The sequence below is a fragment of the Mesorhizobium sp. M8A.F.Ca.ET.165.01.1.1 genome, from assembly GCF_004792065.1.
Classification (GTDB): Bacteria; Pseudomonadota; Alphaproteobacteria; order Rhizobiales; family Rhizobiaceae; genus Mesorhizobium.
Genome location: NZ_SRTH01000001.1, coordinates 377,027 through 392,929, shown reverse-complemented (window position 1 = coordinate 392,929; position 15,903 = coordinate 377,027). Strand labels below are relative to the sequence as shown.

Sequence of the window (15,903 nt, the reverse complement as noted above, 5' to 3'; positions counted from 1 at the left end):
CGTTAACCCTTGCCTTGTTCGCGCCAAGTTTTCAGCGGAACGGTCGCCGGACCCGAGACGTTATTGAAGACTGACTGCGAAAGGACCCTCCCATGATCAAGAAACTCGTCTGCGCCGCCGCCCTTGCAACGACCGTATTCGCCGCCGCCCCGGCCAGCGCCGGCAGGCTGCAACTCGGCACGCTCGACTGCACCATCGATGGCGGCACCGGCTATATCGTCGCTTCCAACAAGGGCGTGTCCTGCGTCTTCCGGCCCCATCATCACGGGCCGTCGGAAATTTATACCGGCGTCATCTCCAAGATCGGTGTCGATCTCGGCAAGACGCACCAGGGCCAGCTCGTCTGGGCGGTTTTTGCCGCGACGCGCGACCGTGACGCGGGCGACCTTGCCGGTAGCTACTACGGCGTCAACGCCGAGGCGAGCGTCGTGACCGGCGGCGGCGCCAACCTGCTGGTCGGCGGCTTCGACAGCGCCTTCATGCTGGAGCCGCTCAGCGTCCAGGCGCAGACCGGCGTCAACCTCGCCGTGGCGGTGACTTCGCTGGAACTGATCCACTCGCTCAAATAAGCGGTTTGGAGCCTTGGCTCCAGGCCCTTCACTCGGCGGCGCGGAACCGGATAGGATGGTTCCGCGCCGTTTGATCTTTGGGGGACGCCATGCCGAGGACAGCCATCGCCGCTGCCATGATCGCAACCGTGCTTGCCGGCACGGCACAAGCGCAAGACCAGGGCGTGGAGCTCGGCACGCTTGAATGCGCCATATCAGGCGGCACTGGCTTCATCTTCGGCTCGAGCAAGGACCTGAGCTGCACCTTCACCCCGGCCGACAAGAGCTTCGCGCCGGAAGCCTATTTCGGCGCCGTCAACAAATACGGCCTCGACATCGGCACGACCAAGCAGGCGGTGATGCGCTGGCTGGTGCTGACGCCGCTGAAGAACATCTACGCGCCGGGCGCATTGGCGGGTGACTATGTCGGCGCCAGCGCCGAAGTGACCGCCGCCGTCGGCGCCGGCGCCAATCTGCTGGTCGGCGGCTCCTCGCAGGCCTTCACCCTGCAGCCGCTCAGCCTGCAGACGCAGACCGGCATCAATCTCGCCATCGGCGTCAGCCAGTTCCAGCTACGCAGCACCGAGAACTGATCGCCAAGCGATCCATCCAGGACGACACTGGCCCAAACATACCTCGAAAAAATCGCTTGAGCTCAACCGAGGTTGAGGTTCTACAAGCCCGTCCCGAGCAAGGCCGCGTCTCGACGCGGCGCGCATGGTCCTGCCGGAAGCCTCGCGCTGGCCTCTGGTGCCATGTGGCTGCAGCAAGATATGCAAAGCAGGGATGGACATGACTGAAATCAGCACAAGGAAGGTCGATTGGCGCGCATTGTGGGCGAGCGGCGACCTGGCGCGCTTCTGCTTCATCAGCCTCGGCATCCTGCTGCACGCCACCAATGAGACGATGGTGGCGACGGTCATGCCGGCCATGGTCGGTGAACTGGCCGGCGTGCAACTCGTCGGCTGGTCGCTGGCGATCTACGAACTCGGCGCCATCGTCGCCGGTGCCGCGGCCGGACGGCTGGTGAGCTATGTGGCGCTGCGCACCAACATGGTGGTCGCGGCGCTTCTTTATGCTGCCGGGGCGCTGATCTGCGCCGCCTCGCCTTCGATGCAATTGTTCCTGGCCGGCCGTCTGATCGAGGGGCTGGGCGGCGGCGCGCTGGTGTCGCTGGCCTTCGTCTCGGTCGAGCGGCTGTTTTCGCGTGCCATCTGGCCGCAGCTTTTCGGCATCATGTCGGCGATCTGGGGCGTCGCTGCCTTCAGCGGTCCCCTGCTCGGCGCTGTTATGACCGAATTGCTGTCGTGGCGCTGGGCCTTCGGCGTCTTCACTCTCGGCGGCACCGCCATGGCGCTGGCAAGCTTCCTCGTGCTCGACACACCGGAAGCGACAAGGCCCAGCACCGGAGCCGGCAAGGCGCCGCCCTTCCCGTTCATGGCGCTTGGCTGCCTTGCCATCGCCGTGGTGCTGATTGCCTCGGCCGGCGTCGACATCGCCCTGTTGCGTTCCTCGCTGCTGATCGTGCTGGGCCTCGCCGGGCTGGCGTTGTTCTTCTACATCGACGCGCTGAAGCCGCGCTCCCGGCTTTTCCCGGCGCGGCTGTTCTCGTGGCGCACGCCAGTGGGCGCCGGCATGACCATGGTCGCCGCCTTTTCCATCGCGACCTGCTCCTTCGGCGTCTACGGACCGCTGCTGCTGACCAGCCTGCACGACATTCCGCTGCTGACCACCGGCTACATCATCGCCGCCGAATCGATCGCCTGGTCGATCCTGTCGATCCTCGTCGCCAACGCGCCGCCGCGGCGCGAAAGGCTGATCATCGTCTGCGGCGCACTGATGATCGCGGCGGGCATCGCCGGCTTCGCCTACACGATACCGCTGGGCTCGATCCCGCTGATCCTGGTCTGCGCCCTGTTGCAGGGCGGCGGCTTCGGCATTTCCTGGCCGTTCCTGACCCGCGTCATCGTCGCCTCCGCCCCGGACGACGAGCAGACCATTGCCTCGGCCGCGGTGCCAACCATGCAGCGCATCGGCTATGCCGTGGGTGCCGCCCTTGCCGGCATCGTCGCCAATGCCAGCGGTTTTTCGCAGGGCCTCACCCATGACGCGGCCGCTGATGTCGCGAGCTGGCTGTTCCTTGCCTTCGTGCCGCTCGGCATTCTTGGCTGTCTCGCCGCCTTGCGGACATCAGCGGCGGCAAATCGGCCGCTCGCGGTCATCGGCTGACGCCGGTTCCGGCGGACGGGTTGTTCACTCGACGCGCAGCCGATAGCCGACACCGGTTTCGGTGGTGATGTAGCGCGGCTGGTCGGGGGTTTTTTCGATCTTCTGCCTAAGCTGGCGCACATAGACCCTGAGATACTGCACGTCGGTCGAATCGTCCCAGATCTGCTTCAGGATGAAGTGGTGGGTGAGCACCTTGCCGGCGTGCTGCACCAGGATGCGCAGTATGTCGTACTCCTTCGGCGAGAGCTTCACCTCCCGGTCCTCGACCCTGACGATGCGCTTGACCAGATCGACGCTGAGGTCTCCACTCTGGAAAACGGGCTTCTCGCCCTGTTGCTGGAACTTGTGCCGCAGCGCCACGCGGATGCGGGCCACCAGTTCGTTCATGCCGAACGGCTTGGTGACATAATCGTCGGCGCCGAGTTCGAGCGCGCTGACGATGCCGGCCTCGTCGGTGCGGCTGGAGAGGATGACGACAGGAATGTCGATGCCCCCGTCACGCCATTGGCGCAGGAGGTCATGCCCCCCCATGCCGGGCAGGCCGAGATCGAGCAACACCAGGTCGGGCTTTTCCTGTTCGATCAGCTCGATCGCCACCTTGGCGTTCGGCGCCTCGCTGACCGCGTAACCCTGGCTGGCGAGGCCGACCCGCAGCAGCTTGCGGATCGGCGGCTCGTCATCGACAACCAGTATCCTGACATTGGAATTGGTCATCGAGGCTGATCCTCGCCGGGCTCGTCGCCGCCATTGCCGACATCGGGCAATTCCGCCGGCACCGGCATCCGGATGGTGAAGGCGCCACCGGAGCGGTCGGTCCGGTTGGCGGCCGTGATCGTGCCGCCCATCGCCTCGACGAAGCCACGGCAGATCGACAGGCCGAGCCCGGTGCCGGCGCGCACCTGATCACCCTTGCGCACCCGGTAGAAAGTGTCGAACACGCGTTCCAGGTCCTGCGCCGGAATGCCCGGCCCCTCATCCATGATCTGCACGACGACGGAGCCATTGTCGGTCCATCCCTGGACGCGGATCGTCGAGCCGGGCGGCGAATATTTCGAGGCATTGTCGAGAAGGTTGAACAGGACCTGCTCGAACAGCACGGGATCAAGCCTAACCATCGGCAAGTCGGGCGGAATATCGACCTCGATCTTGTGTTCGCTGGTGATCTTGCGGGCGCGGTCGAGCGCCGTGCCGACGATATCGCCGAGATAGTGGAGGGCGTAGTTCGGCTCCATCGCACCGGACTCGATCTTGGTCATGTCGAGCAGGTTGGCGATGAAGCGGTTCAGCCGTTCCGATTCGTCGATCACCGCCGACAGAAGCTCCACCCTGTCCTGCTCGGGCAGATCAGGCGCGAACTCCTTGAGTGTGCCGGCCGCTCCCATGATGGCCGCGAGCGGCGTCTTCAGGTCATGCGAAATCGAGGTCAGCAGGGCCGAACGCAACCGGTCGGCTTCGGCGGCGAGCTTGGCGCGGTCGACATCGGCGACGAGCTGGACACGTTCGATCGCCACCGCCGCCTGATCGGCCAGCGCGTCGAGCAGCCGCTGCTGTTCGGGCGTCAAAAGCGGACCTTGCTTGTCATTGTCGAGGCCGACGACACCGATTGCCGTGCGCCCCGTGCGCAAGGGGAGATAGAGGCGCTTGGCGCCGGGCAGCGTGTCGGCGCCGCGTCCCGCGGCACGGTTGTGCTCCCAGGCCCAGCGGGCGGCGGCGATGTCGGCCTCGGCCAGCGTGTCGTCGGGCGGATAGCCTGCCTTGACCGTGATCGTGCCGTCTTCCGGCAGCAGCAGCACCACGCGCAGCTTCAGCATCGAGGCGATCTGGAAGGCGGTGGCCCAGAGCACGTCGTCGAGCGTGCCGGCGCCGGCGAGCTTCTTGGAGAAGAGATAGATGTCCTCGGTTGCCCGCGCTCGCGAGCGGGCGGCGGCGGCCTGACGCTGCACGCGCGCGGTGAGATTGCTGGCGATCACCGCGACGGCAAGGAAGACGGCGAGCGCGACGATGCTCTCCGGATCCCGGATCGTCAGCGTGTAGCGCGGCTCGAGGAAGAAATAGTTGAAGGCCAGCGCGCTCAGGAAGCAGGCATAGAGCGCCGGCCACAGGCCGCCCGCCACCGCCGACGTCAGCACTCCGAGCAGGAAGACGATCGCCAGGTTGCGGACATCGAGAAACTGGTCGAGCGCCGTGGTGACCGCCAATGAACCGGCGACATAGGCGGTGGCGAGCAGATAGGGCCAGACCTGGAACTGCCTCTGCTCGGCCGCCGCCTTGACCCGCCTTGCCGACGCCTCGGTTTCGCGCTCGGTGCCCGAGATGACATGGACGCTGATGTCGCCGGCGTTGCGGATCAGATCATAGGTGAGCGACCCCTCGATAAGTTCCCGCCAGCGCGACCGGGTCGGCCTGCCGACCACGATGTGGGTGAAATTGTTCGCCGTCGCATGGCGCACGATGTCCTGCGCGACGCTCTGGCCCGGAATGGTCGTCACCTCGGCGCCGAGCTGCTCGGCGAGGCGCAGGAGCGTGGCGAGCCTGTCCTTGTCGTCCTCGGACATGCCGGCCGAGCGCGGCGTATCGACATGAAGCGCCGTCCATGGCGCACGAAGCCTGTCGGCCAGCCTGCGTGCATAGCGAATGCGGGCTGCCCCGCCTGGACGCGCATCGACGCAGACGAGCACCCTTTCGCCCGCCGCCCACGGACCCTGGATGGCGTGGGACTGCATGTGGTTGAGCAACTGTTCGTCGACGCGCTGGGCGGTACGGCGCAGCGCCAGTTCCCGCAACGCCGTCAGATTGCCTGGCGAAAAATAGTTCTCGACGGCACGCTGCGCCGTGTTGGGGAAATAAACCTTCCCCTCCTCGAGCCGCTTGATCAGGTCGTCGGGCGTCAGATCGATGATTTCGACATCGTCGGCCCGGTCGATGATGGAATCGGGAACGGTCTCGCGCACCCGGACCCGGGTGATCTGGGCGACGACGTCGTTCAGGCTTTCGACATGCTGGATGTTGAGCGTCGTATAGACGTCTATGCCCCGCGCCAGGATTTCCTGGACGTCGAGGTAGCGCTTGGGGTGGCGGCTGCCGGGCGCATTGGTGTGGGCGAGTTCGTCGACCAGGACCAGCGCCGGGCGCCGGGCAAGGATGGCGTCGATGTCCATCTCGTCGAGGACACGCCCCTTGTAGTCGACCTTGCGGCGGGCAATGACTTCATATCCCTCGACCAGGGTCTGGGTTTCCTTGCGGCCATGCGTCTCGACCACGCCGATCACCACGTCGACGCCGTCGGCCAGCCTGGCACGGCCCGACATCAGCATCTCGTAAGTCTTGCCGACACCCGGTGCCGCGCCCAGGAATATGCGCAGACGGCCGCGCCCTTCCCGCTCGGCATGCTCGAGCAGCGCGTCGGGGGATGGTCTGTTTTCGACGTTGCTTCTGTCGTCCGGCATCGGGTCCGATCATGAATGGCGCCGGGGACCGTGTCGATCCCCGGCGCCTGCCATCAACTATTTCGCTGCATCCAGCGCCAGGTTGAGAGCCAGCACATTGACCGCCGGCTCGCCGAGCACGCCCAATTCCCGGTCCTCGACCTGGCCGTCGACGAGCGCCTTGACCTTGGCCTCGTCGATGCCCCTGGCCTTGGCCACGCGCGGAACCTGGAAATAAGCGGCCTGCGGGCTGATCTGCGGATCAAGGCCGCTGCCGGATGCGGTCACCAGGTCCATCGGCACCGGCGCGTTCGGATTTTCCGCCTTCAGCTTCTCGGCTTCGCCCTTGATGCGCTCGATGAGCTTCGGGTTGGTCGGGCCGAGATTGGAACCGCCTGAGGCGCCGGCATCATAGCCATTGCCCGCGGCCGAAGGCCGTCCGTGGAAATATTTGTCGCTGGCGAAGGCCTGGCCGATCAGGTCGGAGCCGATTACCTTGCCGTCCTTCTCGACCAGGCTGCCATTGGCCTGGCGCGGGAACAGCGCCTGGGCGATACCGGTCATGCCGATGGGATAGACGAGCCCGGTCAGCACGGTGAAGAAAACGATCATGATGATCGCGGGTCTGATTTGCTTGAGCATCGGAACGATCCTTATGCAAGGCCAAGGGCGGTGACCGCCATGTCGATTATCTTGATGCCGGCGAACGGCACGACGATGCCGCCGAGGCCGTAGACGAGAAGATTGCGGCTGAGCAGCGCACCGGCGCCGATCGCCCGGTACTTCACACCGCGCAGCGACAACGGGATCAGCGCGATGATGATCAGCGCGTTGAAGATGATGGCCGACAGGATGGCGCTCTGCGGCGTCGCCAGGTGCATGATGTTGAGCGCCTGCAGCGGGCCGGTCGTCTGGCCGGGCGCGACGTAGAAGACGGCGAACATGGCCGGAATGATGGCGAAGTACTTGGCGACGTCATTGGCGATGGAGAAGGTCGTCAGCGAACCGCGCGTCATCAACAGCGCCTTGCCGATTTCGACGATCTCGATCAGCTTGGTCGGATCGCTGTCCAGATCGACCATGTTGCCGGCCTCGCGGGCGGCGACCGTGCCGGTGTTCATGGCCACGCCGACATCGGCCTGCGCGAGTGCTGGCGCGTCGTTGGTGCCGTCACCGCACATGGCGACCAGCTTGCCCTTGGCCTGCTCGTCACGGATCAGCTTCAGCTTGTCCTCGGGCGTCGCCTGGGCGAGGAAGTCGTCGACGCCGGCTTCCGCCGCGATGGCTGCCGCCGTCATCGGATTGTCGCCGGTGATCATCACCGTGCGGATGCCCATGCTGCGCAGTTCGGCGAAGCGCTCGCGGATACCGCCCTTGACGATATCCTTCAGGTGGACGACGCCGAGCAGGCGCCCGTCCCGCTCGACCGCCAGCGGCGTACCGCCCGATTTGGCGACCTCGTCGGCGATCGCCTGCAGGTTGCGCACGGTATCGCCTCCGGGCCGTATGCCGTGCGTGGCCGATGTCGGCTGGCTGACATAGGTCAGGATCGAATCGACCGCGCCCTTGCGCACCGAGGAGCCGTCTATGTCGACGCCACTCATGCGGGTCTGTGCCGTGAAGGGCACGAACGTGGCATGCAACGTCGCCATGTCGCGGGCCCTGATGGCATATTTCTCCTTGGCCAGCACCACGATCGAGCGGCCTTCCGGCGTCTCGTCGGCGAGCGAGGCAAGCTGTGCCGCGTCGGCCAGTTCCTGCTCGCTGACGCCCTTGACCGGGCGGAATTCCGTCGCCTGGCGATTGCCGAGCGTGATCGTGCCGGTCTTGTCGAGCAGCAGCGTATCGACATCACCGGCGGCTTCCACGGCGCGGCCCGACATGGCCAGCACATTGAAGCGCACCAGGCGGTCCATGCCGGCAATGCCGATGGCCGACAGCAGCGCGCCGATCGTGGTCGGGATCAGCGTCACGAACAGGGCGACGAGCACGGTCACCGAAATGTAGCCACCCGAGTAGGAGGCAAAGCTCGGGATCGTCGCGGTGGCCAGCACGAAGATCAGCGTCATACCGACGAGCAGGATGTTGAGCGCGATCTCGTTCGGCGTCTTCTGGCGCTCGGCGCCTTCGACCAGCGAGATCATGCGATCGAGGAAAGTATGGCCGGCGGCGGCGGTGATGCGCACGCGGATCCAGTCGGACAGCACCTGCGTGCCGCCGGTGACCGCCGAGCGGTCGCCGCCGGATTCGCGGATCACCGGCGCGGACTCGCCTGTGATCGCCGCCTCGTTGACCGACGCGACGCCTTCCACCACCTCGCCGTCGGACGGGATGATGTCGCCGGCCTCGACCAGCACGATGTCGCCGACCTTCAGGCTGGTGCCGGGCACCAGCTTGAACTTTGTCCGGTCCTCGCCGGCCAGGAGCTTTGCCTGGGTTTCCGTGCGCGCCTTGCGCAGCGAATCCGCCTGCGCCTTGCCGCGCCCTTCGGCGACGGCTTCGGCGAAATTGGCGAACAGCACCGTGAACCACAGCCAGATGATGATCTGTAGCGTGAAGCGCAGATCGCCGCCGCCGGTGACGAGGTCCTTGACGAACAGCACCGATGTCAGCGCCGACACCACGGCGACGACGAACATCACCGGATTGCGGGCCAGCGTGCGCGGATCGAGTTTGCGGAAGGCGCCGCCGATGGCGGGCCACAGGATGCCGGCATCCATGATGCTGGCCGATTTTGACTGGCTCATTTTGAAGCTCCGGCTTCAGTGTTGGTGTGCGGCGCCGATTGGTCGGATGCCGAAAAAAGATGGGGAAGCCCGTAGGCCAGCAGCCAAAGCGCGATCATGGCGCCGGCAAGTCCGAGAAAGGTCGACATGGTCGGGAAAGGAGGCGGCAGCCCCTCCTTCCCCGGATCGGGCCGATGCCTGACATGACGGCGCTTGTTGCTGAACCAGGACATGGCCACCTCAGAATGTCTGTCCATGGATCATCGCCAGGTGCTCGACAACAGGTCCGACGGCAAGCGCCGGGAAGAAAGTCAGCCCGCCGACGATGACGATGACGCCGACCAGCAGCCCGACGAACAGCGGACTGTCGGTCGGGAAAGTGCCGGCCGAGGCGGGCACGGTCTTTTTCGCCGCCAACGCGCCGGCGATGGCGAGCGCCGGGATGATGACCAGGAAACGGCCCATCAGCATGCCGATGCCGATGGTGATGTTGTACCAGGGCGTGTTGCCGGTGAGGCCGCCGAAGGCCGAGCCGTTGTTCGCCGCCGCCGAGGTGTAGGCGTAGAGGATTTCGGAGAAGCCGTGCGGCCCGCCATTGGCGATCGAGGCGACCGCGCTCGGCAGCACCACCGCGATGGCCGTGAAGACCAGCATCGCCAGCGGCAGGCACAGGATGGCCAGCATCGCCATCTTGACCTCCTTGGCCTCGATCTTCTTGCCGAGATATTCGGGCGTGCGGCCGACCATCAGGCCGGCGACGAAGACGGCGATCAGAATGAACATCAGCATGCCGTAGAAACCGGCACCGACACCGCCGACGATGACCTCGCCGAGTTGCATGTTGATGAGCGGGATCATGCCGCCGAGCGCGGTGAACGAGTCATGCATGGCGTTGACCGCGCCGCAGGAAGCCGCCGTGGTGATGACCGCGAACAAAGCCGACAGCGCGATGCCGAAACGGGTCTCCTTGCCTTCCATGTTGCCGCCGTCGATGCCGAGCGCATGCACCAGCGGATTGCCCGCGGCTTCCGCCCAGTAGCAGACGGCGACGCCGGCGATGAACAGCACGCCCATCGAGGCAAGGATCGCCCAGCCCTGGCGCTGGTTGCCGACCATGCGGCCGAAGACGTTGGTCAAGGCAGCGCCGACGACGAAGATCGACAGCATCTGGATCAGGTTGGAGATGGCGTCGGGGTTCTCGAAGGGATGTGCCGCATTGGCATTGAAGAACCCGCCGCCATTGGTGCCGAGCATCTTGATGGCGACCTGCGAGGCGACCGGGCCGAGCGCGATCGTCTGCCTGACGCCTTCGAGCGTGGTGGCGTCGACATAAGGCCCGAGCGTCTGCGGCATGCCGAGCCAGACATAGACAAGGGTGAGCACGATGCAGAGCGGCAAAAGCACGTAGAGCGTGGCGCGCGTCATATCGACCCAGAAATTGCCGATCGATTTTCCCGAAGCGCGGGCAAATCCACGGATCAGCGCGATGGCGATGGCGATGCCGGTGGCCGCCGAAACGAAATTCTGGACCGTCAGGCCGGCCATCTGCACGAGGTAGGACATCGTGCTTTCGCCGCCGTAGTTCTGCCAGTTGGTGTTGGTCATGAAGCTGGCGGCGGTGTTGAAGGCGAGCGCCGGGTCGACCGCGCTCATGCCGGCCGGATTGTAGGGCAGGCTGCCTTGCATGCGCTGCAGGAAGTAGAGCACCAGGAAGCCCGCCAGGTTGAACAGCAGCAGGGACACCGCATATGTGGTCCAGTGCTGTTCCTCACGATCGCTGGTTCCGCAAATGCGGTAGAGTCCGCGCTCGAGCGGGCCGAGGACCGACGAAAGCGGCGTGCGATCGCCGTTGAAGACGCGGTGCATGTAGCCGCCGAGCGGCTTCACCAGCAAAACGAGGATCCCGCAGAAGATGAGGATCTGTATCCATCCGTTCATGGTCATGATGTAGCTTCCGTGCACCGGTGGACTAGAAACGCTCTGGGCGAATGAGGGCGTAGGTCAGGTAAGCGAGCAGGAACAAGGTGACGCCGCCACCGAGGATGTAGTCGACAAGCATGGTTCGATCCTTCCGCTTAAATTCTGTCGCAGGCTCTGACGTAGGCGAGGGACACGGCGAAGAACAAAACTCCGATCCCGAGCATGATAATGTCCATTTTGCCTGTTCCTTGTGCTTTGTACTTCGTGCCTTCCTGGAAAGACTCGCAATACCATGACAACCCCCGCCGCATGTTCATTGACGTGGCACCAAATCTTGGTCGTGCGAATATGGACCCGATCGCCATAAAGGTTCGAGACGGCGCGGGGCGCAAAGAAATAGGAATTTTATAAAGGTTTCCCGCGCGGGCTCGATTGCCCGGCCGGGGTCTGTCGGCAGTGGGCGGCCTCAGCGAGAGCAGGCGCCCCGCGACCACGGCGCGCCCGGAAAGCTTGCCCTTGTTTGTTGGAACTCCTGACCGGCCCACATCAGGTTCCCGGTCCACCAGTCATGGCCGCCGGTCAGTGCTTTTGCCAACAACACCGTGGCTTCCTGTTTCAGCTCGGATCGTAAATTCTCCCAGCCTTGATGCCGATCAAGGGGGCTCGCGGCCTTCTCCGCTATCAGACCGTGATGATCGAGAACTCAACCTCTCCAACGTGGCGTGGCCGGGGCCAGCCCTACTGGTCGCGACCGGCTATCGAGGCGCTGCAGAAATGCCGCTCTCGGCCTGCCGGGCTGACTTCGACCGAGCCGCGCAACGAGGATGCCCGCTCGGTTGCTCACCGACAGGGTGCGTCGGCCCTATCGGCTGGGCCGGAGATGGAGGCGACGGAGGCGCACCGAAGGTGAGCGGCATTTTCACGACAATTGCGCGGCGCTTCACCCCGTTTAAGCCGATGGCCGACGCGATACGCGCTGGCGAGAAGTTTCCCAATTTTGTCCGGCGCGCCAGCGGCATGCATCAGGTCTATGTCAGCGTGATCGCAATCTCGGTTGCCTTGGCTAACTTTATCCCCATCGACCTGCAGAGACGGGTCGTCGATGGGGCGATTGCCGACAAGAACGTACGGGCGCTGCTGATGCTCGGCGGCCTGTATCTAGCGGCTATACTCCTGCATGCGGGGTTGAAATACGCACTGATCGTCTATCAGGGCTGGCTCGGAGAGAGCGTGGTGAAGACGGCGCGCGATCAACTCGCTCTCGTCGCCACGCAAAGGTCAGCGCGCGAGCACGCAAGGAGCGGTCAGACCGCCAGCATCATCGGCAACGAGATCGACTATGTTGGCGGATTTGTCGGCACCAGCATCTCTGAATGCGTGGTCAACGTCACGATGATGATCTCCGTCGTATCTTACATGATCTACATGCAGCCGGTGATTGCTCTGGTCAGCGGCGTATCACTCCTGCCGCAGATCCTGCTTGCGCTTTACATGCAGAAGGACCTGAACACACTCGTGGAACGGCAGGTCGTGCTGGTCCGAAGGCTTGGCAACCAGGCAGTCAATTCCTTCGCCAGCCACTCGACGAAGCGCCGGGCAGCCTTTCGCACCATACGCACCATCTTCAGCAACCGCCTTGAATTCTATTTGTTGAGATTCGGGCTGAAGACGTTGCTGAACATAGCCAACGCGGCTGGGTCCCTGATGGTCCTGATCGTTGGCGGCTATCTTGTCATCCGCGGGCAGACGACGATCGGCACCGTCGTCGCCTTCATTTCGGGCTTCCAACGCTTGTCGGAACCCACGGGGGAACTTCTCGACTTCTATCGCGCGTATTGGCAAGCGAAAGTGCAATTCCGGATGATCGTCCAGTGGGTCGACGGCAATCATCCCTCGCAAACCGGACATTCCAGCGCACAGCCGGAATTGAATCGATGATCTAGTTAGCCTGGCCAGCGGCTGGTGCTCCGCAGCACAAGCCGAACGCATAGTGAACTTATTGGCGAAGCACCATATGAAGCACGTCTGAGCGCGCCGTGTAGGAGAGCCCATTCGGCATGTCGCAGGTGAAGCCGCCCTCCGCATCCGGGCGGCTACATCTTGACGGACGACCCAAATTTCAAGCGAAATACACCACGACGGTTTTCCCACAGACCAAAGGGGAATTTGTGGTCGACCTGGAAGGGACCTTCAAGGCGATGGCTGTGGGCCGCAAGGGCCTGTCCCGCAACTGACCTACAGCCGCCGGTGCAGCCGACCGGATAAGTCGCATCGACGGCAAGGTCTAAGCGTTCCTTGAAAGCCCCATCGAGGGCGACGCGATCGAACGCCGATTGATCTCGCGCAATTTGCGCTTAAGCCATACCTAATACAATCGTCCTGCTATCGACTTTGCGCAAAGGACGCATCTTTGACCGCCAGGCCTTCATCGCCTTCGTACAGAAAGGGGCAACTTGGCCCTGACGACCTTCCCAGCGCCGCCTGTCGTCTGCCGGCGCAAGCGGACAGGCTCGCTCCCGGCTGGCTTCCCACGGGCAGCCGGAGCGTCCGATGAGCAAAGCACTGCGCACTCGAATTTGTATTCTGCTGTCGGCCGGCATTGCGATTTTCTTTTGGGCACTGCTTGGAACCTCCTTGGCACAGCAGTCTCCGGCCGGCTTGCCGCCTGAAAAGGCACGGCAGTTCCTCAACCTGCTGTCCGACCCTGAGGTGAAGCAATGGCTCGAAGGAAAGATACCGGCAGCCGCCGAGGAACCGCCTGCCGCATCGCTAGAAGGCACGATCGCGAGTTGGGAGGGAGCCGTTCGCACACGTCTCGCCGCGCTCGCGGATGCCATTCCCCGCATCCCGCAGGAGTTGGCCAACGCCGCCGGCGTCGTCTCGCGCGACGTGAATTCAGGCAGGCCCGGCCTGGTGGTCCTGATCCTGGCAGTTCTGATTGTCGTCGGCTTCGGCGCCGAGTGGCTGGTCCGCCGGGCTTTGGCGTCGGGCACTTCCGAGGCAACGATTGACCCCGGAAAGGCGGTTCTGTCCGAGGTCGCTGCCTTGCTGACATTTGCCCTAGCCAGCATCGGCTCGTTCCTCGCGTTCGAATGGCCGCCGCTTCTGCGCAAGATCGTGCTGACGCTGCTGCTCGCCTTCATCATCTTTCGCGCTATCCGCGCGATAACCAAGTCTCTGCTGGCGTTGGGGTCTCCCATTGAGAGTGACCCTAGCGATCAGCGGGGCGGCAGCCGCGAGGCGGGTCAACGCTTCTGGCAGCAACGCGTGAGCGCGGTCGCCGGGTTTTTTTTCTTCGGCTGGGCGATTGTCAGCATCATGCCGGCCCTTGGCTTCTCGCCCGACATGCAGCGGCTCGTCGCGCTCTCGTTCGGGCTTGGCCTGCTGGCCGTCGGCTGCGACACCGTTTGGCGGCGGCCTAGCAAGCCAGCCTCACCGATCAAGAATTGTCTGCTTACGCTCTATCTGGTTGTACTTTGGCTAGTCTGGGTCGCGGGGGTGCTCGCATTGCTGTGGATCGGTTTGTACGCGCTGCTCCTGCCTAGCGTGGTGCGCGGCGTCGGTAATTGCTCGCAAGCGGTCGCCGGCACCGCCAAGCGCAGTGGCGCCGTCGGCGTGGCGCTCAACGTATTTATCGTCAGAGGCGCTAGGGCGGGGGTCATTGCAGCGGCGATCGTTTGGCTCGCCTACGTCTGGCGTCTTAGAGCAGCGGCCTTTGCTCACGACGAGATGGGCGCTCGCATCATATCCGGATCGCTTAACGCCATTGTCATATTGATGGTCGCGGATCTGTTCTGGCAGCTCGCCAAGGCCCTAATCGCCTATAGAATTGAGGCATCGAGTCTGGCCAGTACGGATCCCCATCATGCGGCACCCCAGGCGGATCCGCACGATGCAGCACGTGCAGCCCGCCTGCGAACTCTCTTGCCGATCTTTCGCAACGCGCTCGCCGTCCTCATCGGCGTCGTGGCAGTACTAAGCATCCTGGCCGGGTTAGGCGTGCAGATCATGCCTCTGATCGCTGGCGCAGGTGTGTTCGGCGTGGCCATCGGCTTCGGCTCGCAGACGCTTGTGAAGGACATGTTGAGCGGAGTGTTCTACCTGATGGACGATGCGTTCCGGGTGGGGGAGTACATCCAGAGCGGGTCATACAAGGGGACGGTCGAGTCCTTCAGCCTGCGCTCGGTCAGGCTGCGCCACCACCGCGGCCCCGTCTATACCGTTCCGTTCGGCCAGCTCGGCGCGATCCAGAACATGAGTCGCGACTGGGTGATCGACAAGATAACGATCGGCGTGACCTACGATTCCGACGTCGAACTCGCGCGCAAGCTGGTTAAGAAGATCGGACAAGAGCTGGCGCAGGACCCCGAATTCGCGGCCGACACGATCGAGCCGCTGAAAATGCAGGGCATCGACGCGTTCGGCGATTTCGCCGTCCAGCTCAGTATGAAGATGACGACCAAACCGGGAACGCAGTTCCCGATCAAGCGCCGGGCCTTCATGATGATTAAGAAGGCCTTCGAGGACAACAACATCAAGATCGCGTTCCCGACGGTGCACGTCGAGGGCGGCGATGCCGCCACCGCTGCCGCCGCACAGCAGCAGATCGCCAAAATGAGCCAGGCTGAAGCAGCGGCCTGTCAGGCCTAGACCATGCACGGCATTGACTGTCGATCCTGAGGGTTAAGTCTGATCCCGAAACGAGGCCGGTTCATCTTTGCCCGGGCTCCAGGCAAGCCAGTGAGTAGGACGAATCTCGACGCGAGCTCCGGTCACCACATTCCTCCACCCCTTCTCACACGGAATCACAAGCGGATGCACGCCGTCCTTGTCCCTGTTTAACCTGCCTGGGCTTCTTCGCATCAAGATCACGACGGATCGCCGCAATCAGCTCGTCCAGTGTGAGGCGCACTTCATTTTTTGAAAGCGTTGCTGCGTTTCTGCAGTATATCAAGTCGGTGGATAGTCGGTTGTTCGAGGATTGATCCGGCGCCAGATGACGCTTGCAATCAAGGTGAGTATACCGGAAGCCGCATTAATCTTGCCAATATATTA

At 63.8% G+C, this 15,903-nt stretch carries 13 protein-coding genes; 6 read left to right on the top strand and 7 right to left on the bottom strand.

Annotated features, from left to right (window positions below):
• The first annotated feature begins 92 nt into the window (after positions 1-92).
• The 3 genes from EN808_RS01930 to EN808_RS01920 all read left to right on the top strand — a co-directional run bounded on the left by EN808_RS01930 (position 93) and on the right by EN808_RS01920 (position 2,777).
• On the top strand, positions 93-569 hold the full coding sequence (locus tag EN808_RS01930) for a DUF992 domain-containing protein (RefSeq protein WP_135915015.1): 477 nt from the start codon (positions 93-95) through the stop codon (positions 567-569).
• Between the two features lie 89 nt (positions 570-658).
• A complete protein-coding gene (locus EN808_RS01925) occupies positions 659-1,141 on the top strand; it encodes a DUF992 domain-containing protein (protein WP_135881370.1) in 483 nt (160 codons plus the stop codon).
• A 199-nt stretch (positions 1,142-1,340) separates the two neighbouring features.
• Complete coding sequence (locus EN808_RS01920; protein WP_135915014.1) at positions 1,341-2,777, top strand: MFS transporter; 1,437 nt, start codon at positions 1,341-1,343, stop codon at positions 2,775-2,777.
• Between the two features lie 24 nt (positions 2,778-2,801).
• On the opposite strand, the gene EN808_RS01915 is transcribed toward EN808_RS01920, so the two are convergent.
• The 7 genes from EN808_RS01915 to kdpF are packed head-to-tail and all read right to left on the bottom strand — an operon-like array spanning position 2,802 to position 10,987.
• The gene (locus EN808_RS01915) at positions 2,802-3,491 is read right to left on the bottom strand and encodes a response regulator transcription factor (protein ID WP_127869947.1); all 690 of its coding nucleotides are present in this window, start codon (positions 3,489-3,491) and stop codon (positions 2,802-2,804) included.
• Positions 3,488-6,223, bottom strand: coding sequence for a sensor histidine kinase KdpD (locus EN808_RS01910; RefSeq protein ID WP_135865676.1), 2,736 nt, complete (start codon positions 6,221-6,223; stop codon positions 3,488-3,490). The genes EN808_RS01915 and EN808_RS01910 overlap by 4 nt, the downstream gene beginning before the upstream one ends.
• 57 nt (positions 6,224-6,280) lie before the next feature.
• The gene (gene kdpC / locus EN808_RS01905) at positions 6,281-6,844 is read right to left on the bottom strand and encodes a potassium-transporting ATPase subunit KdpC (protein ID WP_127275467.1); all 564 of its coding nucleotides are present in this window, start codon (positions 6,842-6,844) and stop codon (positions 6,281-6,283) included.
• 11 nt (positions 6,845-6,855) lie between these two features.
• Positions 6,856-8,949: a potassium-transporting ATPase subunit KdpB gene (kdpB, locus tag EN808_RS01900; RefSeq protein WP_135865677.1), complete on the bottom strand. Its 2,094-nt coding sequence runs from the start codon at positions 8,947-8,949 to the stop codon at positions 6,856-6,858.
• Positions 8,946-9,185, bottom strand: coding sequence for a hypothetical protein (locus EN808_RS01895; protein WP_245512084.1), 240 nt, complete (start codon positions 9,183-9,185; stop codon positions 8,946-8,948). The genes kdpB and EN808_RS01895 overlap by 4 nt, the downstream gene beginning before the upstream one ends.
• Positions 9,169-10,872: a potassium-transporting ATPase subunit KdpA gene (kdpA, locus tag EN808_RS01890; protein WP_135915013.1), complete on the bottom strand. Its 1,704-nt coding sequence runs from the start codon at positions 10,870-10,872 to the stop codon at positions 9,169-9,171. The genes EN808_RS01895 and kdpA overlap by 17 nt, the downstream gene beginning before the upstream one ends.
• A 25-nt stretch (positions 10,873-10,897) precedes the next feature.
• Positions 10,898-10,987: a K(+)-transporting ATPase subunit F gene (kdpF, locus tag EN808_RS01885; protein WP_015315765.1), complete on the bottom strand. Its 90-nt coding sequence runs from the start codon at positions 10,985-10,987 to the stop codon at positions 10,898-10,900.
• A gap of 767 nt (positions 10,988-11,754) precedes the next feature.
• Between kdpF and EN808_RS01880 the strand changes: the two genes are divergently transcribed.
• The 3 genes from EN808_RS01880 to EN808_RS01875 all read left to right on the top strand — a co-directional run bounded on the left by EN808_RS01880 (position 11,755) and on the right by EN808_RS01875 (position 15,498).
• Positions 11,755-12,786: an ABC transporter ATP-binding protein gene (locus EN808_RS01880; RefSeq protein WP_167531295.1), complete on the top strand. Its 1,032-nt coding sequence runs from the start codon at positions 11,755-11,757 to the stop codon at positions 12,784-12,786.
• A gap of 119 nt (positions 12,787-12,905) precedes the next feature.
• Positions 12,906-13,082 carry a hypothetical protein gene (locus tag EN808_RS36180; RefSeq protein WP_167531294.1) on the top strand — a complete coding sequence of 59 codons (177 nt, stop codon included), beginning with the start codon at positions 12,906-12,908 and terminating at the stop codon, positions 13,080-13,082.
• Positions 13,083-13,398: 316 nt separating this feature from the next.
• Complete coding sequence (locus EN808_RS01875) at positions 13,399-15,498, top strand: mechanosensitive ion channel family protein (RefSeq protein WP_135915012.1); 2,100 nt, start codon at positions 13,399-13,401, stop codon at positions 15,496-15,498.
• The last annotated feature ends 405 nt before the right edge of the window (positions 15,499-15,903 follow it).